The sequence below is a fragment of the Hyphomicrobium sp. ghe19 genome (genome assembly GCF_902712875.1).
GTDB lineage: Bacteria > Pseudomonadota > Alphaproteobacteria > Rhizobiales > Hyphomicrobiaceae > Hyphomicrobium_B.
The window spans coordinates 1,147,146-1,170,537 of sequence record NZ_LR743509.1; the positions used below are offsets into that span (position 1 = coordinate 1,147,146).

General features: G+C 60.0%; 21 protein-coding genes and 1 tRNA gene. 16 read left to right on the forward strand and 6 right to left on the reverse strand.

Going from position 1 to position 23,392, the window contains the following annotated elements:
• Positions 1–230: 230 nt before the first annotated feature.
• Positions 231–599: a YkgJ family cysteine cluster protein gene (locus AACL53_RS05430; protein ID WP_092865282.1), complete on the reverse strand. Its 369-nt coding sequence runs from the start codon at positions 597–599 to the stop codon at positions 231–233.
• A gap of 448 nt (positions 600–1,047) precedes the next feature.
• Here AACL53_RS05430 and AACL53_RS05435 point away from each other — a divergent pair, with 448 nt between their 5' ends.
• Positions 1,048–1,569, forward strand: coding sequence for a single-stranded DNA-binding protein (locus AACL53_RS05435; RefSeq protein ID WP_339083264.1), 522 nt, complete (start codon positions 1,048–1,050; stop codon positions 1,567–1,569).
• Positions 1,570–1,854: 285 nt separating this feature from the next.
• On the opposite strand, the gene AACL53_RS05440 is transcribed toward AACL53_RS05435, so the two are convergent.
• Complete coding sequence (locus AACL53_RS05440; RefSeq protein ID WP_339083266.1) at positions 1,855–2,838, reverse strand: cation diffusion facilitator family transporter; 984 nt, start codon at positions 2,836–2,838, stop codon at positions 1,855–1,857.
• Between the two features lie 159 nt (positions 2,839–2,997).
• Positions 2,998–3,678, reverse strand: a complete 681-nt coding sequence (locus tag AACL53_RS05445; protein WP_339083268.1) for an OmpW family protein — start codon at positions 3,676–3,678, stop codon at positions 2,998–3,000.
• Positions 3,679–3,939: 261 nt separating this feature from the next.
• Between AACL53_RS05445 and AACL53_RS05450 the strand changes: the two genes are divergently transcribed.
• Positions 3,940–4,692, forward strand: coding sequence for a Crp/Fnr family transcriptional regulator (locus AACL53_RS05450; RefSeq protein ID WP_339083270.1), 753 nt, complete (start codon positions 3,940–3,942; stop codon positions 4,690–4,692).
• A gap of 212 nt (positions 4,693–4,904) precedes the next feature.
• On the opposite strand, the gene gyrA is transcribed toward AACL53_RS05450, so the two are convergent.
• Positions 4,905–7,649 carry a DNA gyrase subunit A gene (gene gyrA / locus AACL53_RS05455; protein ID WP_339083271.1) on the reverse strand — a complete coding sequence of 915 codons (2,745 nt, stop codon included), beginning with the start codon at positions 7,647–7,649 and terminating at the stop codon, positions 4,905–4,907.
• Positions 7,650–7,972: 323 nt separating this feature from the next.
• Between gyrA and AACL53_RS05460 the strand changes: the two genes are divergently transcribed.
• The 10 genes from AACL53_RS05460 (at position 7,973) to tgt (ending at position 15,538) form a co-directional block, all read left to right on the forward strand.
• Entirely contained in the window at positions 7,973–8,566 is a 594-nt protein-coding gene (locus AACL53_RS05460; protein ID WP_339083274.1) for a PRC-barrel domain-containing protein, read from the forward strand.
• 146 nt (positions 8,567–8,712) lie between these two features.
• Positions 8,713–9,111, forward strand: a complete 399-nt coding sequence (locus AACL53_RS05465) for a cytochrome c family protein (RefSeq protein ID WP_339083276.1) — start codon at positions 8,713–8,715, stop codon at positions 9,109–9,111.
• A gap of 157 nt (positions 9,112–9,268) precedes the next feature.
• Positions 9,269–9,772 (forward strand): pantetheine-phosphate adenylyltransferase, encoded by a 504-nt coding sequence (gene coaD / locus AACL53_RS05470; protein WP_339083278.1) that lies wholly within the window; start codon positions 9,269–9,271, stop codon positions 9,770–9,772.
• 9 nt (positions 9,773–9,781) lie between these two features.
• Positions 9,782–10,183, forward strand: a complete 402-nt coding sequence (locus AACL53_RS05475) for an MGMT family protein (RefSeq protein ID WP_339083280.1) — start codon at positions 9,782–9,784, stop codon at positions 10,181–10,183.
• 140 nt (positions 10,184–10,323) lie between these two features.
• On the forward strand, positions 10,324–10,863 hold the full coding sequence (locus tag AACL53_RS05480) for a peptidylprolyl isomerase (RefSeq protein WP_339083282.1): 540 nt from the start codon (positions 10,324–10,326) through the stop codon (positions 10,861–10,863).
• 150 nt (positions 10,864–11,013) lie between these two features.
• Positions 11,014–11,481, forward strand: coding sequence for a peptidylprolyl isomerase (locus tag AACL53_RS05485; protein ID WP_339086891.1), 468 nt, complete (start codon positions 11,014–11,016; stop codon positions 11,479–11,481).
• Positions 11,481–11,888, forward strand: a complete 408-nt coding sequence (locus AACL53_RS05490; protein ID WP_339083284.1) for a DUF423 domain-containing protein — start codon at positions 11,481–11,483, stop codon at positions 11,886–11,888. Before AACL53_RS05485 ends, AACL53_RS05490 begins: the two co-directional genes overlap by 1 nt.
• A gap of 22 nt (positions 11,889–11,910) precedes the next feature.
• Positions 11,911–13,011, forward strand: a complete 1,101-nt coding sequence (gene queA / locus AACL53_RS05495; RefSeq protein ID WP_339083286.1) for a tRNA preQ1(34) S-adenosylmethionine ribosyltransferase-isomerase QueA — start codon at positions 11,911–11,913, stop codon at positions 13,009–13,011.
• A gap of 85 nt (positions 13,012–13,096) precedes the next feature.
• Complete coding sequence (locus AACL53_RS05500; RefSeq protein ID WP_339083288.1) at positions 13,097–14,272, forward strand: alpha/beta fold hydrolase; 1,176 nt, start codon at positions 13,097–13,099, stop codon at positions 14,270–14,272.
• A gap of 75 nt (positions 14,273–14,347) precedes the next feature.
• Complete coding sequence (tgt, locus tag AACL53_RS05505) at positions 14,348–15,538, forward strand: tRNA guanosine(34) transglycosylase Tgt (protein WP_339083290.1); 1,191 nt, start codon at positions 14,348–14,350, stop codon at positions 15,536–15,538.
• Here tgt and AACL53_RS05510 read toward each other — a convergent pair.
• Positions 15,507–16,409: a DMT family transporter gene (locus AACL53_RS05510; protein WP_339083292.1), complete on the reverse strand. Its 903-nt coding sequence runs from the start codon at positions 16,407–16,409 to the stop codon at positions 15,507–15,509. The genes tgt and AACL53_RS05510 overlap by 32 nt on opposite strands.
• A gap of 124 nt (positions 16,410–16,533) precedes the next feature.
• Positions 16,534–16,731: a hypothetical protein gene (locus AACL53_RS05515; RefSeq protein WP_092865326.1), complete on the reverse strand. Its 198-nt coding sequence runs from the start codon at positions 16,729–16,731 to the stop codon at positions 16,534–16,536.
• A gap of 285 nt (positions 16,732–17,016) precedes the next feature.
• Here AACL53_RS05515 and AACL53_RS05520 point away from each other — a divergent pair.
• The 4 genes from AACL53_RS05520 (at position 17,017) to AACL53_RS05535 (ending at position 23,392) form a co-directional block, all read left to right on the forward strand.
• A tRNA-Lys gene (locus AACL53_RS05520) sits at positions 17,017–17,091 on the forward strand.
• A 593-nt stretch (positions 17,092–17,684) separates the two neighbouring features.
• Complete coding sequence (locus AACL53_RS05525; protein ID WP_339083294.1) at positions 17,685–20,300, forward strand: glycosyltransferase; 2,616 nt, start codon at positions 17,685–17,687, stop codon at positions 20,298–20,300.
• Between the two features lie 15 nt (positions 20,301–20,315).
• Positions 20,316–22,355 (forward strand): hypothetical protein, encoded by a 2,040-nt coding sequence (locus AACL53_RS05530; RefSeq protein WP_339083296.1) that lies wholly within the window; start codon positions 20,316–20,318, stop codon positions 22,353–22,355.
• Positions 22,352–23,392, forward strand: coding sequence for a hypothetical protein (locus AACL53_RS05535; protein WP_339083298.1), 1,041 nt, complete (start codon positions 22,352–22,354; stop codon positions 23,390–23,392). The genes AACL53_RS05530 and AACL53_RS05535 overlap by 4 nt, the downstream gene beginning before the upstream one ends.

The window sequence follows — 23,392 nt, forward strand, 5'->3', positions numbered from 1 at the left end:
CAATTTGGATTATTCGTGAGGGCGGCGAAACCGCATCCTCAATCAAGGTCCGGTTATAATCTGGGCCATCCATCGAAGGTTAGAACCCCGCGCGTGATCCGAGGATCCGGCGGGGTTTTATTTTTGTTGATCGCGCGTGGTGAGCTTGTTTGTTTGCGCATGGCGACTCCCCTCCGGGGAGCCGGCCGCCATGCGCGGGATGTTTTCGCGAGTCGCCACGCGCAAACAAATTAGTCTTTATGATTGGTGATCGCGGCGAACGTCGGGTCGTTCTGGCAGCGGCGCTCGTGCATCAGGAAATCGTAATATCCGCAGCGGCCGTGGCCCGGATAATCGCGGCAAGCGGCTGGTCGCGCCTTATAGATCGTGCAGCGGCGTTCCTTGGTGTCGAAGAACTGGCAGATGCGGCCGTAGATTTTATCGCCCTTGCGACGCATCAGATATTTGTGGCCGTGGCCTTCGCGCGTGAAGCGCCGTTTCGCTGTTTCGTATTTCAGCGTGAAATGCTTGGCGAGGCGTTCGACGTCGCGCTTGTTCAGCGCGATAACCGGATACGAACAGCAATATCCCGGACAGTTGAGGCAATTGTAGTGAGCCATTTGCGGCGTGGTGCTCCGAGGGCGCGCGCTCGCGCTATTATCTACAACGGCCTAGACGATGCTGCATGTCAGTCAAGAAGACATTCCGGGCACCGCAACACAATTTGGCAGCGGGGGCGCGGGGTGAGGATTCGCAGTGTCACTGTGAGGCTCTGCACGACCCCACTTGCGGGGATGGGGCGGTTTCCTATATAGAACAATTGGAGAACGAGCCGCTGTTTGATGGGCGTCCAGACTTCAGACGCTAAGGCCGTGGACAACGGTAAATGATTGGAAGAACGCCGGTCGACGAGCCTTTAATGTCGGCGGAGAGATTCCGCTTCCTTGAGCGGCGTGTCGATGCAACTCAATTGGTGCTGGCGTGTAGAAACTCCGTCGGCGCTGCGGTCTGGCGGCCATCGCGTTTGCGGTCTGGCGGTCGTCGCATTTTATTTAAGGAGACGAACGAATGGCAGGGTCGGTCAATAAGGTCATTCTGGTTGGCAATGTCGGCAAGGACCCTGAGATCCGCCGCACGCAAGACGGCCGCCCGATCGCCAACTTGAGCATCGCGACGAGCGATACGTGGCGCGACAAGGCAACCGGCGAACGCAAGGAAAAGACCGAGTGGCATCGCGTCGTCGTTTTCAGCGAGCCGCTTTGCAAGGTCATCGAGCAGTACGTCAAGAAGGGCGCGAAGCTCTACATCGAGGGCGCGCTGCAGACGCGCAAGTGGACCGATCAAAGCGGCGCCGAGAAGTATTCGACGGAAGTCGTCATTCAGGGCTTCAACGGCGCGCTGACGATGCTTGATGGCGCCGGTGGTGGCCGTGGCGCATCGGTCGGGATGCAGGAGAGCGGCGCTGATTACGGTAACGACGGCGGCTTCGGCTCGTCGAGCTCAGGCGGTGGCGAGACACGTCGCGTCGCCAAGACCGGCGCTCCGAAGGGCGGCTTCGACAAGGCAATCGACGACGAGATTCCGTTTTAAGTTTGCACTTGGCGACTCCCCTCCGGGGAGCCGGCCGCCAAGTGCGGAAGTTTGAGTTTGCGCGTGGCGACTCCCTGAAGGGAGCCCTGCCGCCACGCGCGCGGCTTGGCGCGGCGTGGATGAGCCGATCATCACGCGGGTTTGTTTGTCACGCGGGTGTGTTTTGAATTGGCGCCTGCGCGGGTGTTTAGTCGCCGCCGTATTCAATTCCCTGCGGCGCCGCCGCGATGGGCGAAGGTTTCGGACAGAGGGACAGTCGTTGGCGGAATCGCAGCGTTCTGCGTATTAGTGGGCGGCGCTGCCAACGACTTGGACATGAGACGCGTTCTTGCTCGCTGCGAAAGTCTGCTCCGACTGCACCTCGATGTAGAGATTATGCACGTCCGGGTAGCTTGATTTGATCGCCGTCCGCAGTCGCGCCGTCACGTCCTCGACCGTCCTCGCGCTTACCCAATCATCGAAATCGACGCTCGCCGTCACCAGGATGTCCTGGGGTGCGAGGTGCATCGTCCGAATCTCGTTGATCTTACGGATCGGTTTGCCGGGTCCCGTTTCCGTTTCGATGATTTCGCGTATGCCGGTTTGAACGGGGCGGGATGCCGCTTCGCCGACGATGAGCGAGCGGATTTCGCTCGACATGAAGATCGCGACGCAGGCGAGCACGCAACCGATCAAGATCGAGGCGACGCCATCGGCCCAATCGTAGCCGCCGAGATGCGCCGCCATTGTTCCGAGAAGCGCAATCGTCAAGCCGATCATCGCTGCCAGGTCTTCGAGCACGATCGCGAAGAGCGTCGGGTCTTTCGAGGCTCGCAGCGCCACAACGAAGCCCTGTCCGGATGACCGGCGTCTCTTATTGAATTCACCGACAGCCTTCACGGTCGAATAGCCTTCGAGCAGCATCGCAACGACGAGCACGGCGTAAAGGATGAAAACGTTCTGGAGCGGATGCGGGTGGAGGACTTTATCGACGCCTTCGTAGATCGCGACCCCGGCGCCAAGAGAGAAGAGCACCATCGCGACGATGAAGCTCCAGAAGTAGATTTCCTTGCCGTGGCCGAAGGGATGCTGCGCATCCGGCGGCAGCTTTGCGCGGTTGATGCCGAGAAGCAGGAGGAGCTGGTTCGAGGTATCGACGACGGAGTGGATCGCTTCCGAGAGCATCGCCGAGGACTGCGTCCAGGCAGCTGCCAGGAACTTCGCGATCGCAATGCCGAGATTGCACGCGAACGCGACGAAAATAACGCCTTTCGATCCGCCTGCTTCCACTCTTTTCGGTCTCCTCGTTTTTGAGCCCTATCCCATCCCTAGCTGAAAGGCGGCTGGAGCGTCCAGGCCGTTCAAACGCATGCGTCGTGCACGCACAAAAAAGAGGCCCGGATTTCTCCAGGCCTCAAGGCGAGCGATCGCGCGGTCGGCGCGCGAGCGCTATTTGAGCGGGGCAGGGGCTGCCCGAGAGCCGAGGAGGTCCGCCAAGTTGAAGCGGTAGCCGACGCCGACGGATACGATGAGCGGGTCGACGGTGACGTCGGCCTTGACGGCGGTGTCTTTCCACGACGCATCCGTATCGAGCCAGACTTTCTTGATGTCGGCGTTGAGGTACCAGCCCCGGCCGATTTCGACGTCGATGCCGCCTTGCAGGGCAAAACCCCAGGAATCGTCGAGGCTGATTTTGGCGCCGCCAAGATCACTTCGGCCGCCGTCGAAGTAGTGGATGTACTGAACGCCCGCGCCGACGTAGGGCTTGAGGCCGCCGATGGGATCGAAATGATATTGGAGCGTCAGGATCGGCGGGAAGACCCAGAAGCTGCCGAGGTCTGCACCTTTGAGATTGCCTTCGCCCTTAGCGTCGAAGCGCCCAAAGCAGCAAAAGAGTTCGGCAGCGACGTTTTTCGTGAAGAAGTGGGTGAGCGTCAGGGTCGGTATCCACTCGGTGCTGACGTGGGCATCTGCACCCGGATCTATATTGACCTTCGCACTCGAGTCCGGCGCGACGAGCGTACCTTGAACGCGCACCAGCGTGTCGCCGCTATAGTCGCCGGCGTTTGCCTTGGCGACGTTCAGCGATAGCCCTAGCGCCAGAAGTACAACTATTCCCACTCTTCGCATCCGTCGGCTCCCCTCAGAGTTCCTGCTGTCCCGCCGAGACATTTGTCGACTCAACGGTCTCTTTGGGAGTTATCGGTGCGTCGCTGCAGGGCGCACAGAGGCCTTGGACGCTGTCTTCTGACCGGCGTCAGATCGATGCCGCGATCTCGATGTCTGTGACACGCGCGACACGGCATTTATTGATTCACATCAAATGCCGCTCCGCTCGTCCGGTCGATAACGGCCAATCAAGAAGCCGAACGCCCCGGAGTAGATAGCTGCATGTCCATGATGGCCTACAACTCCGCCTTGAGAAGCGGTGAACGCGCCGGCGAGCGCGTCAGAGCCGATGCGGATCTAATGCCATTGATGAGACTTCAAGGGCGCGCGCAGTTCGTGCGCCTTGGCAATTGCTGCGCGCTTGCGGCGCTTGGCAGCGGCTTCGTCTACGTCGTCGCCAAAGGCGTGGTCGGAATCGAATGCGCGGTTGTTTCCGGCGTTCGCGTCATCACTGCGCTGCTCTATCCCGGTGACGTCGTCGTTCCCGAACTTCAGGCGCCGCTGCCCGGGCTTGCGCTGAAGTCGCAACGGTCAGCCGAATTCTGGAAGATCACGACGACGGCGTTTGCCGAAGAATCGATCGGCGACAACCGGCTCTGGCAGACGATCTTTCTGCGTCTCAACGCTCAGAATGCCCGACAGCAGATGCACGCGGCGGCGATGGCGGCGCTGAATTCGGAAGAGAGGGTAGCGGCATTCCTCGTGGAGAGCGGAACCCGGCTCGGAATTCCGTCCGGCCGGTCGATCTCATTCGAGCTGCCGCTGTCGCGCTACAGCATCGCCGATTATCTTTCGCTCAATGCCGATACGGTTTCGCGCACATTCTCGGCGCTCGCCGCAGCGAAGATCATCGAGCGTCGAGGCCGCTTCCAAATATCAGTGCGCGACTGGTCGGCGCTCGCCGCAAAATGTCCGCTCAGCGAAGCGATCATCAAGTTGCACGAAGCGGGAAAGCCGGTGCTCACTACTCGGTGACGGACAAATTCTTCGTTTCGGCTCACGCTTATGCCCGAGGCAGTAAAACTCTCACACCACGTCATCCCCGCCAAGGCGGGGATCCGTCCAAACAGAAGTTCTTCGCAAATTTCAGGCTTGGATAGATCCCGGCCTACGCCGGGATGACGTTGATACAGATGAACTCCGCCTTCGCCGAGCTCTACGGGATGACGTCAGAGTGATGGTGAATTTCACTCCGTGACGGCTTCCTGCGCTTCTTCCTCGTCCTCTGGGATCCGCTCGACGGAAACGACCTTTTCATCGGCGTCCGTCTTGAAGATGCGAACACCCTGAGTGTTGCGTCCGGCGATGCGGATGTCGTGCACGGGGCAGCGGATCAGCTGACCGCCGTCGGTGACAAGCATGATCTGATCGTTGCCGCCGATCGGGAACGATGCGAGCAGGCGGCCGTTGCGATCGTTGACAACCATCGCGACGATGCCTTTGCCGCCGCGTCCCGACGTACGGAACTCGAACGATGACGAGCGCTTTCCGAAGCCTCTGATCGAAACGGTCAGCACGAACTGCTCGGCCGCTTGCATGGCAGCGAAACGTTCGGGGCTCAGCGTCACGGCGTCAGCGCTCACTTCCTCCGCGTCCGCTTCCGGCACAGTCTCGGCGTCTTCGGCTTCCTCCGAACGGCGCAGTGCGCTCGCCTGCTTCAGGTACGCGGCGCGTTCTTCGGCGGAGGCATCGAAGTGGTCGAGGATGGCCATCGAAATCACTTCGTCGCCGTCGGCCAGCCTGATGCCCCGCACGCCCGTCGAGTCGCGTCCCTTGAAGAGACGGATTTCATCGCTGATGAGGAAGCGGACGCATTGGCCTTCCGCGCTCGTGAGCAGGACGTCCTGGTCCGGCTTGGCGATGGCGACCTGCACGATGCGATCGCCCTCGTCGAGCTTCATCGCAATCTTGCCGTTGCGGTTGATGCTCTCGAAGTCGGCGAGCGCGTTGCGCCGCACGTTGCCGGACAGCGTCGCGAAGATCAGCTCCAGCTCGCCCCAGGTGGCGGAATCCTCCGGCAGCGGCAGGATCGACGTGATGACTTCGCCTTCTGCCAACGGCAGGAGGTTGACGAGCGCCTTGCCGGGCGATTGTGGAGATGCGGCGGGGAGGCGCCAGACCTTCATGCGGTAGCACATGCCGCGCGATGAGAAGAACAGCACGGGCGTATGCGTCGACGTTACGAAAAGCTGGGTGACGAAATCCTCATCACGCGTCGACATGCCGGAGCGGCCTTTGCCGCCGCGTCTCTGTGCGCGATAGGCCGCGAGAGGCACCCGCTTGATGTAGCCCTTGTGGCTAACGGTGACGACGCAATCTTCGCGCTGGATCAGATCTTCGTCATCGACGTCGCCGTCGAAATCCATGATCTCGGTTTTACGCGGCGTCGCGAATTCGTCTCTGATCGAAGTCAGCTCGCCCTTGACGATATCGACGACGCGGGCGCGCGAGGCGAGGATTTCCAGGTATTCCCTGATCTCGGTCGCGATCTTGTTCAATTCATCGGCGATTTCGTCCCGGCCGAGAGCGGTGAGGCGTGCCAGCCGCAATTCGAGAATCGCTTTCGCTTGCTCCTCGGAGAGGCGGTAGGTGCCATCGGAAGAAACGGTATGGCGCGGATCGGCGATGAGCTGGACCAGCGGTATCATATCTCTCGCGGGCCAGTCCCGGGCCATCAATCCTTCTTTCGCCTCGGCGGGAGATGCCGAGTGGCGGATGAGCTTGATGACTTCGTCGATGTTGGCGACGGCGATTGCGAGACCGACGAGAACGTGGGCGCGATCGCGCGCTTTGTTGAGAAGGTGTTTGATCCGCCGGGTCACGACTTCCTGGCGGAAGTGGGTGAACGCAACGATGAAGTCCTTGAGATTGAGGCTTTCGGGGCGGCCGCCGTTGATCGCCAGCATGTTGGCGCCAAACGTCGTCTGCAAGTCGGAGTATTTATAGAGATTGTTCAGGACGACATCGGCGACGGCGTCGCGCTTCAATTCGATGACGATGCGGATGCCTTCGCGATTCGATTCGTCCCAAAGGTCGGAGATGCCCTCGATCTTCTTGTCGCGCACGAGGTCGGCGATCTTCTCGATCAGCGTCCGTTTGTTGACCTGATAGGGAATTTCCGAGACGATCAGAGCTTCTCGATCCTTGCGGATATTCTCGGTGGTAACGCGGGCGCGCATGATGATCGAGCCGCGCCCCTTGTGATAGGCGGAGAGAATGCCGCCGCGGCCGAGGATGATGCCGGCCGTCGGGAAGTCCGGCCCTTGAATGATCTGGGCAAGTTCGTCGATCGTTATCTCGGGATTTTCGAGTTCGGCGATACAGGCGTCGATGACTTCGCCCAAGTTGTGCGGCGGGATGTTCGTCGCCATGCCGACGGCGATGCCGCCTGCACCGTTGACGAGCAGGTTCGGAAACTTCGCGGGCAGGACGGACGGCTCTTTCAGCTGGCCGTCGTAGTTGTCCTTGAAATCGATCGTATCGTTTTCGAGATCGTCGAGAAGGTATGTCGCGACTTTGGCGAGACGGGATTCGGTGTAGCGCTCGGCTGCCGGAGGATCGCCGTCGATGGAGCCGAAGTTACCCTGGCCGTCGACGAGCGGAACGCGGACGGAAAAGTCCTGCGCGAGGCGAACGAGGGCGTCGTAGATCGCGAGGTTGCCGTGGGGATGGTATTTGCCCATCACCTCGCCGACGATGCGCGCCGACTTGACGTACTTCTTGTTCCAGTCGAGCCCAAGCTCGTTCATCGCGAAGAGGATGCGCCGGTGCACAGGCTTCAGACCATCGCGCACGTCGGGCAGCGCGCGGCTGATGATGACGCTCATCGCATAGTCGAGATAAGAGCGTTTCATCTCGTCCGAAATCAAGATCGGACGGATATCGCTCGGCTCGCGGCCAGCCGGTTGGTCGTCGTCGCTTCTGTCGGTCAAAGTGAGCTCTTTCTGGGGTAAAATCGGGCGGGCTGGATGCGCCGGCGGCCGGTGCAAAAATCGTAGCTATACTCTAGCAGAAATGAATTGTGAAAGCCACTCGCGCGGCGTCGTGCCACGGCCCCTCAACGGCCGAAAAAACCTCGTCAAAACAATGCATTGCATGGGCACCCGGCGCCCGGATCAGAACATGTGGACGACTTGCTGCAGACATACTCGGGATCTACAGGCTGAGCCCCGCGCGGGTGGCGACAGATTCGCTCGCCAGCGCGGGCGGCGCGGCACCTTATCGAGCCCGCCCGTTACCCCAAAAGGACATGCAAATGACTCCCAAGATCATGGCTCTGGCGCTTGGCGCGCTGATCGCCGGCGCGATGCCGGCACTCGCCGACGAAACGTTTTTCGCCGAACAGAAGCCGACGGAATATCTCGCCAAGGACCGTCTGCTCGGAGCGAACGTTCACGACCAGGACGGCAAGATCATCGGCGACGTCGAAGACCTCGTCGTCGATAGCGATAACAGGATCGTCGGCGTGATCATCGGCGTCGGTGGATTGCTTGGCGTCGGCGAGAAGAAGGTCGCCGTCAGCCTGCCGTCGCTCGGCATCGAAGCCGCCGGCGGCAAGATCAACGTCACGATGCCATCGGCGACGATCGACTCGCTTAACGCTGCGCCTGCCTACAAGCGCGCCCATCCGCCGATCGGCTGGCTGCAACGCGCAGCCGATAAGAGCGAGGAGATTCGCGACAAGTCGGGCCCGGCTTACGAAAAGGCCAAGGAAGCCGCGAAGGAAGCCTACGAATCCGCAAAGGAGGCGGCAGGGCCTGCACTCGAAAAAGCCAAGGAGGAGGCTCGCGAAGCTCTCGACAAGGCAAAAGACGCGACGCATCCATCGGACCCGCCGAAGGCCAACTGACGGCGCGCGCGCTCAAAACATTCGAACATTGCTTTGATGAAAACCCCGGTGGGAACGCTGCCGGGGTTTTTTGCGTTAAATGCTCAAGAACCGCTTCAAAAAGAAATTTACCCGGCGAATTCCTTATCGCCATGGGAGGAGGTCCCGTGCGTATTCTTCTTATCGGACTAGGCGCGCTGTCCGTTGCTTTCGCTCCAGCGGCATTTGCGGCCGATTCCGATATTGCAAACGATGCCACGGGCACTTCGGGCGCCGAAGTGTTCAATAACAACTGCCGGACATGCCATTCGTGGAAGAAAAACGATAACCGCCTGGGGCCGAGCCTTCATGGCGTCGTCGGGCGAAAGGCTGGTGCTGTCGAAGGCTTCAATTATTCGGCCGCGATGAGGGAAGCCAAAATCACTTGGGATGAGGGCACGCTCGACAAGTTCATTGCCAATCCGGACGGGGTCGTGCCGAACAACAATATGAAGCCGTTTACGGGGATTTCCGACATCAAGACGCGCAAGGATATCGTGGATTTCCTGAAATCGAATCCGGATTGAGGCCGTTATTCCGGCAGCGCGGGAATTGGCGCGTCGAGCGTCTGGGTGGCCCGTTCGTTCATCCTACCGGTTAAAGTCTTCGCGTTTCCTACCGATCCCTCTGGGCAATTCGCACGGCCGACGCTATTCAGGAGTTTCCTGAATTGCGAAGGCTCCCATGATCCGCATCGGCTTCTATTCCGGTTCTTTTGATCCCGTGACGCTCGGGCATACGGACGTGATCCGACGCGCGGCGGGCCTTCTGGACAAGCTCGTCATCGGCATCGGCGTCAATCCAGGCAAGGCTCCGATGTTCGACGAAGCCGAGCGCGTGGCGATGCTCGAAGATGAAGTGCGCTCCATCGCCGAGGCGACGAAGACGGAGATCGCGATCGTTACATTCTCGGGGCTTGCCGTCGAGGCGGCGCGTGCCAACGAGGCGTCGATCATTATCCGCGGCCTTCGCGACGGCACCGACTTCGATTACGAAATGCAGATGGCGGGCATGAACGGCGAGATGGCGCCGGAGATCCAGACCGTCTACGTGGCGGCTTCGCCGTCCGTCCGGCATATCGCTGCGAACCTCGTTCGCGCCGTCGCGTCGATGGGGGGCGATCCGTCGCCTTTCGTGTCGAAAGCCGTGCTGAAGCGTCTCAAGGCAAAAGGGCCGAAAACGCGATAGGCCGACGTCATGGCCTTACGATCAAAAGCCGAGCTGCTGACGCTTCTTCGCAAAATTCCAGTGGGGCGCGTTACGACGGCGGAGTGCCTCGCGGCGGAGACCGGCATTCCAGCGCCTCTCGCCGTCACGATGCTGTCGCAGCTTTCCGAAGATGAACGCGACATCGTTCCGTGGCACCGGGTTGTTGCGAAAGGCGGCGGCATTGGCCGTGGTCCGCATCGCGATCAGCAGTTCGCGAGGCTCGTTCGCGAAGGGGTGATGGTTTCTCCGGCGGGCATCGTGCAGGATCTTGCCCGGCATCTGCTGGCGACGCTCGACGACGCGTCATTATTAAAAGCGTCCCGGGTGGAGCCTCCGCCACCGGACGGCAAGCCTGCGGGCCGCTCGCGGGGCATGAAGCTCCGGCCGTAGCGTGCAGGCCGGCCAAGCGGTCACTTGCGGGTCAGCCGTCAAATCGCCATAAGGGCGGCAACACTGCCCGCCGCCACATCGGATGGCCGTGATCGGCAAATGGAAACGCCGGCGAAATCATAAATCCACGAGGAGCGCCAATGGCCAGACTTCTTTCGGTAATTCTCGCGTCGTTGCTCGCAATGACCGCGTTCGGCGACATGCCGGCGCGCGCCGCCGGTGACAAGCTCGTCATCGAGCTCAAGAACGGCAAGGTCGTCATTCAGCTGAGGCCCGATCTCGCGCCGAAGACCGTCGAGCAGATCACGACGCTCGCCAACCAGGGTTTCTACAACGGCATCAAATGGCATCGCGTCATGGACGACTTCATGGCCCAGACCGGCGATCCGACGGGAACGGGCGCTGGCGGCTCGAAGCTTCCCGATCTTCCGGCCGAGTTCTCGAATGAAGAGTTCAAGCGGGGGACTGTCGCAATGGCGCGCACGTCCGACCCGAACTCCGCGAACAGCCAGTTCTTCATCTGCTTCAATAGCATCGGCTGCGCGAGCCTGAAGGGCAGCTACACGATTTTCGGCCAGGTGGTCGAAGGCATGCAGTTCGTCGATCTGATCAAGCGCGGCGCACCGGGTTCCGGAACGGTAACCAACCCGGACGTCATGCAGAAAGTCTACGTGCAATAATTGAAACTCGCTCTTCCCATTGCCACTTGGCGATGGGGAGAGGGTTGGGGTGAGGGGCGGCCATCGGCTCGGTTTTTCCGCCCCTCACCCTAGCCCTCTCCCCGCCAACGGGGAGAGGAAATAACAAGAAAGGATGGTCTCATGGCCGAAATCAAAGATCCGGAAAACACGCTCGTCATCGAGACAACGAAAGGGCCCGTCACGATCGAGCTGCGCCCCGATCTCGCGCCGCAGCACGTCGAGCGCATCAAAACGCTGGCTCGCAACGGCTTCTACGACGGCATCGTTTTTCACCGCGTGATCCCCGGCTTCATGGCGCAGACCGGCTGTCCGCAGGGACGCGGAACCGGCAGCTCGGATCTGCCTAACCTGCCGGCCGAGTTCAACGCCGAGCCGCACGTGCGCGGCGTTTGCTCGATGGCGCGATCGGCGAACCCCAATTCGGCGAACAGCCAGTTCTTCATCTGCTTCGATGACGCGACGTTCCTGGACAAGCAGTATACGGTCTGGGGCAAGGTGATCGACGGCATGGACAACGTCGACAAGATCGCCAAGGGCGAGCCGCCGCAGAACCCGGACAAGATGGTGAAGGTTCGCGTCGCGGCGGATGCAGCCTGATGCGCGACATCGGCAACAACGGTCAAGGCGCGCTCTCAAGCGCGCCTTTTCTCATTCTTGTATGGGCCGGTCTGGCGGGTGCCGCGGGCGTCGGGCTTGCCGCGGCGGCAGCGCATAAAGTCGACAGTCCGGCGCTCGGAACGGCGGCGAATATGCTGACGCTGCACGCTGCTGCGTCGGTGGGCATTTTTGCCGTGGCGCTGCGTGCGGCCTGGCGGAAGCTCTGGAGTGCGACAGCGCTTCTGATGCTCTTTGCTGCTTCGCTCTTCACCGGCGAGATCGCGTTTCATACGTTCACGAACGACGCGACGTATCAGATGCTGGCGCCCGTTGGCGGGAGCTTGATGATCCTCAGCTGGCTGCTCGTCGCTCTTCTCGCCATTGCAGAGGCGCTCGCCAAGCGCTGAGCTGCTTATCCAAAGTCTTTTGATGCGTACCGATCTTTTCGATTTCGAATTGCCCGACAGCGCCATCGCGCTTTATCCCGCGGAGCCGCGAGATGCTGCGCGTCTCCTCGTCGTGCATCCGGTTCAAGGCAGTTGCGCGCGTGACGACGCGGATCTTGGCGATCAGAGCGTTCGCGATTTGCCGAGCCTGCTGCGTCCGGGCGATGCTCTCGTCTTCAACGATACGAAGGTTATTCCGGCGGCGCTTTCCGGCGTCCGCATTCGCGGCGAGACGCGGGCGAAGGTCGATTTCAATCTGACGAAGCGGACGGGCGAAAATTCGTGGCGGGCATTCGCGCGTCCGGCGAAACGTCTCGAGGCTGGCGATCGCGTGCATTTCGGCCACGACCAGGATAGCTGCATGCTCGGTGCGCTCGACGCGACGGTCGCAGCGAAGGGCGAAGCGGGAGAGGTCGAACTTGCGTTCGATCTCACTGGCGCGGCGCTCGACGACGCGGTCAAGGCCGTGGGGCTGATGCCGTTGCCGCCTTATATCGCGCTGAAGCGGGAGAGCGACGTTCGAGATCGTGAGAGCTATCAGACGATCTACGCCCGCAAGGAGGGCGCGGTTGCGGCGCCGACGGCCGGCCTGCATTTCACGCCAGAGCTGCTGGCGGCGCTCGATGCGCGGGGGATCTCGCGCCATTTCGTGACGTTGCATGTTGGGGCCGGCACGTTTCTTCCCGTCAAGGCGGACGATACCGACGCACACGTGATGCACTCCGAATGGGGCGAGGTATCGGCGGAAACGGCGGCGGCGCTCAACGATGTGCGGGCACGCGGCGGGCGGATCGTCGCCGTCGGCACGACGTCGCTCCGTCTTCTCGAAAGCGCGGCGAAGGACGATGGCGCAATCGCGCCCTGGTCGGGTGAAACTGCGATCTTCATAACGCCGGGCTATCGCTTCAAGGCCATCGATATTTTGATGACCAATTTCCATCTGCCGCGCTCGACGCTCTTCATGCTCGTGTCGGCGTTCGCGGGGCTCGGCACCATGCGCGCAGCCTACGGCCATGCGATCCGCTCGGGCTACCGGTTCTATTCCTACGGCGACGCTTCGCTTCTATTCCGCACGCCCGGCTGATATAGCTGAACCGGCTGCGAGGAAGACCGCGCGATCCGGTCGAAGCCGCTCATTGCGTCGCGTCAACAGACAGCTGGGTGTTCCCATGACATCGAGAACCGGCATTACACGGGCCTTCGCGGCATGCGCTTGGCTCGCGGCGGCGCCATTCATTTCTCTCTCAGCGGACGTTGCAAAGGCCGACGAGGCTTGCACTTCGGTCAATGTTCCGCGCTGCGTGCAAAAGCTGCCGACGGGCATCGACATGGCGTACGTCGAGGTCGGGCCAGCCGACGGCAAGCCCGTCATTCTCATCCACGGTTTGACGGACAGTGCGCGGTCCTGGATGCTGGCGATGGACGCGCTGCACAAGCTCGATCCCAAGCTGCGCATCATTGCGGTCGATCTGCGCGGCCATGGCCAGAGCAGCATGCCGGATGCCAAGATTTGTGCCCCGGCGCCCGAGGCCTGCTATCGCATATCGGACCTCGCCGGCGACGTGATTGCCTTCATGGACGAGAAGGGCATTCACAAAGCCGATCTCGCCGGACATTCGATGGGTTCGTTCGTGGTGCAAGAGATTGCGCTCACGCACCCGGAAATGGTCGGTCATGCAATCTTGAACGCCACGGGCGCCAAGAGCGTCGGCAACGCCGCGCTGGGCGATTTCGTTCTCAATCAGACAATCGAGGGCGCTTGGAAGAAATCCTTGGAGGCGCAGGGCAAGGCGTTTCCCGCCGATGTCTATGAGTTGACGCCGCTGGATGCCGACCCGAAGGCGAGCGAATGGATTGCGGCAAACTGGACCATCGATCCGGCCGCAGAAGCGTCGTTCCTGGAGCCTTACACGCCGGAGACGGCAAAGACGAAGCTCGGCACATGGATCGGCGCGACGAAAGGGCTTCTCGCGCAGGACAATACCGCGCGACTAGAGAGCATGTCGGTCCCGACCCTCGTCATGTGGGCGACGCAGGACAGCATCTATCTGGCGAAAGATCAGGACGAGATCAAAGCGGCCCTCAAGGCGGCAGCCGCCAAGTCGGGATTAACGTTCTACTGGAAGGAATATGGCAAGCTCCCGCTGCCGGCATCCGGAGCGCAGGAGAGCGACATCGGCCACAATATTCAATGGTCGGCGGCCGAGACCGTGGCGAAGGATATCAACGCCTTCATCACGACGGGCGCGCCGACGATGGATCTGGTGCATAGCGATGCGGCGCCGAACTTCAGCAAGCTCATCGTCGAGCCTGGCAAGGGCGTCGTTGAGAAGATCGAGAAGTAAGAGAAACATTCAGCGTTGCCGCCGGCCGGGGATCAATCGCCTTGCCGGCGGCCGTTGCTTTTTGAATTGAGATCAATGAACGTCGCGACACCCGAACACGTGACTGAGAAACCCTCGCCGGCATTCGGCTATCGCCTTTTGCGACAAGACGGCAGCGCGCGCCGCGGCGAGATCGTTACGCCGCGCGGTGTGATCCGCACGCCCGCGTTCATGCCGGTGGGCACTGTCGCGACTGTGAAGGCTCTTTACCCGGAGCAAGTGCGCGACGCGGGCGCCGATATCCTGCTCGGCAACACCTATCATCTGATGCTGCGCCCGGGCGCGGAGCGCGTCGCGAAGCTCGGCGGCCTGCACAAGTTCATGCGCTGGGAGAAGCCTATTCTCACCGACTCGGGCGGCTTCCAGGTGATGAGCCTCGGCAAGATCCGCAAGATCACGGAAGAGGGCGTCGCCTTCCAATCCCATATCGACGGCTCGCGGCACATGCTGTCGCCGGAACGTTCGATCGAGATTCAGTGTCTGCTCGGTTCCGACATTCAGATGCAGTTCGACGAATGCATCGAGCTTCCGGCCGAGCGAAAAGAGGTCGAGCGTGCGATGGAATTGTCGCTTCGCTGGGCCGAGCGGTCGAAAGGCGCCTTCGAGATGCAACTCGCGTCAGGCGGCGCGGGGCCGGGGCAAGCGCTGTTCGCCATCGTGCAAGGCGGAACGGACGTAGAGCTTCGCCGGAGGTCGGCGGAAGCGCTGGTCGCGATGGATTTTCCCGGTTACGCGGTCGGCGGGCTCGCGGTCGGCGAGGGGCATGAGGCCATGATCGCGACGCTCGGCGAGACGCTGCCGCATTTGCCGCTTAACAAGCCGCGCTATCTGATGGGCGTCGGGACGCCGCTCGACCTCATCGAATCCGTGCGGCTCGGCGTCGACATGTTCGATTGCGTGATGCCGACAAGAAACGGCCGCCACGGCTATGCCTTTACGTGGAACGGTCCGGTCAACATGCGTAATGCCAAGCATGCCGAGGATCCGTCTCCACTCGACGAAGCAAGCTCGTGTCCGGCAGCGCGCGAGTATTCACGCGCCTACATTCATCACCTGATCAAGTCGGGCGAATATCTCGGCGCGATGATCCTGTCGTGGGTCAACACCGTCTTCTATCAGGACCTGATGGCGGCGATGCGCTCGGCGATCGACGATGGCCGCTTCGACGCTTGGGCCGCAGAGACGAAGGCGCGCATCACCGTTGCTCCACCGGCTCAAGAGCCATAAGGCTCTCCCGGTGCGCGATGCGTTCGCGATGGATCAGGTAAAGTCCCGACGTGACGATGACCAGCGATCCGGCAAAGCTCCACCGATCCGGCTGATCGCCGAACACGAGGTAGCTCAGCGTGATCATGCTGATGAGCTCGAAATAGAGAAACGGCGTCACGGCCGAGACCGGCGCGAACTTGTATGCCTTGATGATCAGATAGTGACCGCCGCCGCCGAGTGCGCCGAGCGCCAACAGCAGAACCCACGTCGAAATGTTGTCCGGCCATAGCCATTCGCTGATGGCGAACGGGGCAGTGGCGATGGTTCCGACAACGGTTCCGTAGAACAGCGTCACGAGCGAGGTGTCGAACTCGGAAAGGCGGCGCGTGACGATAATCATTACCGAATAAGCGAGCGTCGAGAGAAACGCCGCAATGAATGCGGGATGCACGGTGCTGACGCCCGGCCGCACAACGACCAAAACACCGAGGAATCCGACGAAAATGGCCGCGGCGCGATGCCAGCCGATGTGTTCGCCGAGCAGAGGGACGGCAAGTGCCGCAACGATCAGCGGCGTCAAGAACGTGATCGAAAGTGTCTGGTCGAGCCGCAGATAGGTCACTGCAATGAAATTGGCGATGGTCGTCACGAGCATCAGCGTCGACCGGGTCAGCTGAAGTGTGAGATTTTTCGTTTTCAACAATCTCGGGATCGTCGTCGGGCCAAGCACCAGCGCCATACACAAGACCTGTCCCGCAAAGCGCAGCCAGACGATCTGCGAAACGGGAATTGCCGTCGTCGTGCAGAGATACTTTGCTGACGTGTCGAGGCAGGCGAACAGCGTCACCGCCATACACATCAAGAGAATGGCCTTTAGCCGATCGGGCATGTTTGCGAAGCTTCAATAGCGGGGGGCGAGCACGGGGCCATAGAAGGAGGCCGGCGGCGCGCTGCGGATTAGCGGGAGGGATGGCGGCTTATATCTTTCGATGAGTCGTGCGCCGGAGTGAGGGCTACTTTTTCTTGAGCAGGGCGTCTCGCTCCTTGAGAAGGGCGTCGAGTTGAGCTTGCTGGGTTGCGATCCGATCGGAATTGAGTTCGTCATCGGCTGCGCCTGAATAGCCGGCGGCCTGTTCGACAAGCTCGCGAAGATTGTCGCGGATGATCGCGATGCGCTGTTCAATTTCGGCGAGGGCTTCGGGGTCAGCCATGGCAATTCCTGCTCGATACCGGTCGCGCGCGCCGAAAAGGCGAGGCGACTTCTTCGGGGAGATATACCGCTCAAGCCGAGCGCGAGCCACCCACGTTTATGCAGGGCTGCGACCATCCGTCAGAAGAGCTGGTGGAATGAGGGTTGCGGGTTCCGAGCACCGTTTCTATAAGCTCGCTTCGGCGCGCGACGCGGCGCATCCTTCAAAGGGGTGCGGCGAGGCATGGGCCGGAATGGCGCCGGACGAAATGCTTTCGTCCAAGTTATTGATTTGGTGTGTTAAAAAGGGCCCGTAGCTCAGCGGTAGAGCATCTGACTTTTAATCAGAGGGTCGTTGGTTCGATCCCAACCGGGCTCACCACCAACATCAATAACTTCGTTCGCCTGCCGGAAGGAACGGATCGCCAAAGAGCTGATCCTTCCAAAGTTGCACGCAAGGCATTTCGAAATTGAAAGAGGCGCGGGCCGCGGCCTGACAATCGGTGTCCCGTTTATTTGTTGCGCCCCAATAATTCGTTCCACGGTCGCACGACACCGGAATTCGCATGTGTCTGCCATGCAAGATTCCGAGATGCAGCCGTTTGGATTCCGGCAGCGCATAAACCGTTGAATGATGCAATTCAAACACGAATGCGATTTGAATAGCGCCGTTTTGGAGGGAACGGAATTGATCGTTGACGCTTTGTGGTTGTGTGTTTACTTCTCTTCCCGGGACTCGTAAGCGCGGTCCGTGGGGGCGCTCATCGGCAATTTCAATTAGCTAATTGAGACGGCGCGCTTGCTGCCTAGCCGGGATTGACGGCTATGAAACCCACCGATTTCCCAAAGTTCATATGGACGTCGATGTGTGCTCGAGGTCCTTCGCAGTGATGACGACCTGAAGGCAATCACGCAGGCCACCGCCTAATTGAGGTCAGCGCGGTTAATCCGATAAACCGAGGGTGGAATTCTATTGTGAGGGGCGACGATGAGGGCAATCCTCGACTGATATTTTCCCACATCGAAGACCGGTCTGCGCTTTCGCAGATCGAACGAAGTTCCCTCTCCGAGGAGCTTCGCCTATCTGACTTCAAAGCATCGACATTGATGCAGTACGTGCTGAAGAGTAACCTCGCAGTCCGGCGGCGAAGCGCACTTGGGACGCTGGCTCGGACATTCGGCAAGAGCAAACTCGCGAAGACATGCAGAACTTTGGAGCGGTCCGGTCTCTTTGATCGTGATTGGTATTTGCAACAATACGACGACGTTCGCGCTTCCCGAATTGAACCCGTGGCCCACTACATTTTGTGCGGAGCTTTCGAGGGGCGGAAGCCCAACCGCGCGTTCGATACTGTCTACTACTTGAAAACCAATCCTGACGTGTATGCCAGCGGTCTCAATCCGCTGCTCCACTACATCCGCGTCGGTGAGAAGGAGAACCGAAGGCCGTCGCAAAAGTTCGACCCGGCGGCTTATCGCCTTTCAAATCCTGATGTTAGTGCTGCGGGCGGCGCGCTCCTGAAGCATTTTCTGAGGCAAGCGAACAATACGTCTGCGGGACCGGCCTATTGTCCCAAGGAACCGGCGTGGAGCGTTTTCGAAGAGATACTCAGCACCACAGGCGGACGCGCGGAGCAGGCGAGCGGTGCTGCCGTTGTCGATGTGGTTATCCCCGTGTTCAAGGGATATTCCGATACGTTGGCTTGCATTGCGTCGGTGCTCTCAGCCACGAACCAAACGGCGTTCGAGCTGGTGGTCATCAACGATGCTTCGCCGGACGAGAGGCTTAGCGAGGCGCTCACTCGCCTTAGGGCCATGGGTCTCATCACGCTCATCGAGAACGAGGTGAATCTCGGTTTCGTAAAAACGGTCAATCGCGGGATGAGCCGGTCGAGCCGGGACGTCATCATCCTCAACAGCGATACGTTGGTTTTCAATCACTGGATCGACCGGCTTCGCGGTCATGCGAATGGTGCCAAGGTCGGGACGGTGACGCCCTTCACCAACAATGGCGAGATTTGCAGCTATCCGACGTTCTGCGCTTCCAATCCCGCGGCTCTGGAAATTGAATTCGCGGAATTGGATCAATTGGCCGCCGTCGTGAACAATGGCCGATCTCTTGAAGTGCCGACGGGCGTGGGATTCTGCATGTATATCACCCGCGCGGCGCTCGATAGCGCCGGTTATTTCGATTTCGAATTGTTTGGGGTGGGTTATGGCGAGGAGAATGATTTCTGTCTGAGGGTGAAAGAATTAGGATTTTCCAATAAGCACGCGCTGGATGTTTTTGTTTTCCACTCGGGGTCGGGGTCTTTCGGAACAAGAGAAAAGACGCTCAAGCAAAAAGCAATCCGTACACTGACGAAGAAATACCCCGATTATCAAAAGGTCGTCGGCAAGTTTATCGAGCGTGATCCGGCCCGCATTTACCGGACGAAGCTCGATGTGGCCCGCATGCTACGCCAGGCTCCGGCCGCTCTGACGTTGGTGTTTACCCACGCGCTCGGCGGAGGCGTTGAAAAGTTTCTTCGCGACCGGTCCGCGCGCTTGCCATCGGGCGAAGCAATCTTGGCGGCGTATCCCGACAACGGCGGCAAAGGCATTCAGCTGCACCGGGGCGGAGCGGGCCTCGACCTGCCTAACATTCCGAGTTTCGACCTGGATGCCGATGAGGGGGCGTTCGCTGCTCTGCTCGTCGAGTTGAACGTAACCAGGATCGAGGTGCACAGCACCGCCGGATGGTCCGTCTCGCTGTTCGAAAAGCTCCGGCGGCTCAAAGATTCGACCGGCGTCTCCTATGATGTCCACCTGCACGACTACACCGCGATCTGTCCGCAGATCACGCTCATCGATCAGAGCGGCGTGTATTGCGGCGAGCCTGGCGTCGCGGCGTGCGACCGTTGTCTTTTGGCCAAACCCGACAGGCTCAGAAGCATCCATCCGGATGCCGACAGGTTTTTCCTGACAAACATTCGCGCCTGGCGAGAGATCTATCACCGGTTCCTGCTCGCTAGCCGGAGCGTCGTTGCGCCTTCGGAAGATACGCGGCGGCGGGTGCGCAAGTATTTTCCAGATGTCGAAATCCGGGTCGAGCCGCATCCGGAAGACCGTCAGACGCAATCCGGGATCGCGCGGACATATACGGATGGCCCCGTGAAGGTCGCCGTCATCGGCGCTATCGGTCCGCACAAAGGTTCCAACCTTTTGCTCGAATGCGCGCGAGACGCCTTGCGGCGTTCCTTACCGCTCGAATTCGTCGTGGTCGGCTACACGGATCTCGACGTCCAAACGTTGCCACCAAATTTGAAAGTTACGGGACGCTACGAAGAACACGAGGTCATCTCGATACTCGAGCGCCAGAACGCGCATGTCGTTCTGATGCCGTCGGTGTGCCCGGAAACGTATTGCTACACGCTGTCGATCGCGCTTTCGGCGGGGTTCCCGGTCTATGCGTTCGACCTCGGCGCTCCGGCCGAAAGGCTCGCGAGCGACGCAAGGCACGTCTTGCTTCCGCTGTCGCTGATGACGGAGCCGGCGTCCCTCAACGATCTGTTGGTTTCGAACATCGTACCATCGCAGTTAAGTGCATAATTCGACGGGCAGGAAATGGTCACTTTTCAGGGATTAGAGCGTTCGCGTAAGTGGTCGAGGCTGATAGCTGCTCTTCGCCATCCGCGAAGGCGCGATAAACGCAGGAAGTACCGGCGTCGCGTGGTGGACTTGCAGCGGGCTGCGATCAGCGGTGACGAAGGCGGATCGGATGCGGTGTCGGTCCAGCGCCTCGTGCGCGAGGTGATAGCCTCGGAATTCGACACTACGTATTACCTGGATCGCTACGATGATGTTCGCGCGGTTGCGGCATCGGCAGTCGCCTTCGATGCGCTAGACCATTACCTGGAAATGGGTTGGAAAGAGGGGCGCGACCCCAACGCCGATTTCTCGACCGAATATTATGTTCAGTCGAACCCGGATGTTTCGATGTCTGGGATCAATCCCTTTTTTCACTTCCTGACGATCGGCAGACGGAAGGGATTATCGCCAAGTCTGAAGAAGCGGAGCGCCGGATCGGCGTCGGACCTTGTCTATGAGGTTATCGCCAAGGAATTCGATTGTGAGTACTACCTCGGTACGAACCGCGACATCGCACGCGTCAAGGAGGCGAATAAAGATTTCGATCCGATAGCGCATTACATCACGAACGGTTGGCGTGAGGGACGAAATCCTCGTGCGGATTTTTCGACGAGCGACTACATGCTGGCGAACCCTGATGTCGTTGCCGCGAATTTGAATCCCTTCTACCACTACATCGGAAGCGGTAGGCGGGAAGGACGGTCTCCTGCATTGCCGGGCGGGTTCCGCACGCGCTATCTGAGGACGATGCGTTCGTTGCCGGAAGTCGTTTCCGCCTGGACAATTCCTTCGAGGCCATACCTGCCGAAATCGTCAGCCGCGCTCGCGCAGATAATTTCATCGTCTGCGGAACGCACGCACGGCCGCATCGCGATTTCGTTGAGTCACGACAATTACATCGAAGGCATGGGCGGCGTTCAGCTGTGCGTGAGGCAAGAGCAGCAAGAGTGTCTAGCTCTCGGCTGCTCATATCTGAACATTCATCCGGTTCAACCGCTGCCGATTCTGGCGGCTTCCGAGAACTGGTCGGCTCAGTTGGTTCGATTGGTTTTGAACGGTGAGGTGATCGGCGTCACGACAGCGGCCAATCTGATCGCGGCCATTGAACCGGTGGCAACCAGCTTCACGAAGGCCGCCGTTTTCGTGCACGCCATGCACGGTCTCACGACTGAGATGGTTCTCGCGCTCGCAGATGCCGTACCCGACAGCCAAACGTACTTTTGGCTGCACGATTTCTTCTCCGTTTGTCCGGGCTACAACCTGCTGCGGAACGACATCACGTACTGCGGTGCGCCATCTCCGGATTCGCAAGCCTGTTCGATTTGCAAATACGGCGATAGCCGGCGCGAGCACATTAGCCGATTTACGGCGATGTTCGAGAGAGCGAGATTTACGGTCGTGTCTCCGTCCGACGCTACCCTGGATCTCTGGAAAAAGGCGTCGCATCTTTTTCAGGGACGGGCGATCGTGCACCCGCATTGCGCCTTAGCGAGCAGTCCTGCGCCGACGCGAGATGCCACTAAGCCGATAAAATTCGCTTTCATTGGTAGCCCGACGGTGCACAAGGGCTGGCCCGTTTTCAAAATGCTCGCCGATGCCGGATGCACTCATCAGAATTATCAGTTCTACTATTTCGGAATGGCCGACATCGGCGAGTCCCAGATCGAGCAAGTCACGGTCAGCGTGTCGCTGGAAGACCGGTCTGCCATGAGCGATGCGCTCGCGGCGCACGAGATCGATTACGCGATCGTCTGGTCTCTCTGTCCTGAAACGTTCTGCTTCGCTGCCTATGAGGCTGCTGCCGCCGGTGCTTACGTTGTCACCAATCGCGATTCCGGGAATGTTGCAAGAATGGCCGCCGACAAGTCTTTAGGAATGGTTCTGGCCGACGAGCACGAGCTGCTCGAACACCTGAACAACGGGTTCTTCGAACGACACCGGGGGAAAATCGAACCGCACCGGGGAAGGTTGGATTTCCGTTGTTTCGTGCGCGAACTGTTCGGTGAGGTCCAATGACTATCTGTTGCTTCACGAGTTTCACGTTCAGCTATCTGGCGAAAGCCGCCGTTCTCGCTGCTTCGGTGAAGCGCTATCATCCCGACTGGATCATGTGCGCGGTGATTACCGATCGCGAACCGGGCGGATACACGTTCGACCCAGAGACCGTGCCATTCGACGAGATCGTTTGGGGCGATGAATTATTCGGGTCGGCAACTCCGGCGTGGCTGTTCAAGCACGACCTCGTCGAGGCCTGCACCGCTGTGAAGGGGCGAGCGCTTCGCCAGCTGCTGCAGCAGTATGACAAGGTCATCTACCTCGATCCGGACGTTGCTGTTTTCGGTCCGATGACTTCGATCGTCGATGGGCTCGACCGGTACTCGACGCTTCTTACGCCACACCAGCTCGAGCCCGCGGTTACCGAAAGCTCCATCCGCGATAACGAATTCGGCTCGCTGAAGCACGGCACTTTCAACCTGGGGTTTCTTGCAGTCCGCAGCGACGCTGAAGGTGACCGCTTCGCAGAATGGTGGGAGGATCGCCTTACGAGGTTCTGCTTCTCCGATCCGGTAAGCGGCCTTTTTGTTGATCAAAAATGGTGCGATCTAGCTCCCGCATTCTTCAGCGAGTTGGGCATCGTTCGCGACCCCGGTTACAACGTTGCCAGCTGGAATCTCAATCGTCGGCGTGTGACCATCGACGTCGATGGAGCGATCAAGGTGAACGGTGAGCCGCTCAAATTCTATCATTTCACGAAGCTCGGCGAGGTCGGCGATACCGCGACGATGCGATATGCCGGCGACAGTTTCGAGGTCTTTGAAATCTGGGCCTGGTACAAGCGCGCGGTTGCGAGCTGGACCGACACGAGAATACCTGAAAGATGGTGGCACTACGCACAGTACGATAACGGGGAAAGAATCCCCCAGTACGCGCGGGAGCTTTACCGAAACCGCCCGGATCTTCAGCACCACTTTCCGCATCCGTTTTCGACGGCCGGAGAATCCTACTACGCGTGGCTCCAGGCTCAGGGGCTCACATCCGGGTCTGCAGGCTAG

Excerpts from the sequence above, each read along its gene's own strand:
- AACL53_RS05430 (WP_092865282.1), bottom strand. The coding sequence starts at position 599 with ATGGCTCACTACAATTGCCTCAACTGTCCGGGATATTGCTGTTCGTAT.
- AACL53_RS05435 (WP_339083264.1), top strand. The coding sequence starts at position 1,048 with ATGGCAGGGTCGGTCAATAAGGTCATTCTGGTTGGCAATGTCGGCAAG.
- AACL53_RS05445 (WP_339083268.1), bottom strand. The coding sequence starts at position 3,678 with ATGCGAAGAGTGGGAATAGTTGTACTTCTGGCGCTAGGGCTATCGCTG.
- AACL53_RS05450 (WP_339083270.1), top strand. The coding sequence starts at position 3,940 with ATGTCCATGATGGCCTACAACTCCGCCTTGAGAAGCGGTGAACGCGCC.
- AACL53_RS05460 (WP_339083274.1), top strand. The coding sequence starts at position 7,973 with ATGACTCCCAAGATCATGGCTCTGGCGCTTGGCGCGCTGATCGCCGGC.
- coaD (WP_339083278.1), top strand. The coding sequence starts at position 9,269 with ATGATCCGCATCGGCTTCTATTCCGGTTCTTTTGATCCCGTGACGCTC.
- AACL53_RS05475 (WP_339083280.1), top strand. The coding sequence starts at position 9,782 with ATGGCCTTACGATCAAAAGCCGAGCTGCTGACGCTTCTTCGCAAAATT.
- AACL53_RS05480 (WP_339083282.1), top strand. The coding sequence starts at position 10,324 with ATGGCCAGACTTCTTTCGGTAATTCTCGCGTCGTTGCTCGCAATGACC.
- AACL53_RS05490 (WP_339083284.1), top strand. The coding sequence starts at position 11,481 with ATGCGCGACATCGGCAACAACGGTCAAGGCGCGCTCTCAAGCGCGCCT.
- queA (WP_339083286.1), top strand. The coding sequence starts at position 11,911 with ATGCGTACCGATCTTTTCGATTTCGAATTGCCCGACAGCGCCATCGCG.
- AACL53_RS05500 (WP_339083288.1), top strand. The coding sequence starts at position 13,097 with ATGACATCGAGAACCGGCATTACACGGGCCTTCGCGGCATGCGCTTGG.
- tgt (WP_339083290.1), top strand. The coding sequence starts at position 14,348 with ATGAACGTCGCGACACCCGAACACGTGACTGAGAAACCCTCGCCGGCA.
- AACL53_RS05510 (WP_339083292.1), bottom strand. The coding sequence starts at position 16,409 with ATGCCCGATCGGCTAAAGGCCATTCTCTTGATGTGTATGGCGGTGACG.
- AACL53_RS05515 (WP_092865326.1), bottom strand. The coding sequence starts at position 16,731 with ATGGCTGACCCCGAAGCCCTCGCCGAAATTGAACAGCGCATCGCGATC.
- AACL53_RS05530 (WP_339083296.1), top strand. The coding sequence starts at position 20,316 with ATGGTCACTTTTCAGGGATTAGAGCGTTCGCGTAAGTGGTCGAGGCTG.
- AACL53_RS05535 (WP_339083298.1), top strand. The coding sequence starts at position 22,352 with ATGACTATCTGTTGCTTCACGAGTTTCACGTTCAGCTATCTGGCGAAA.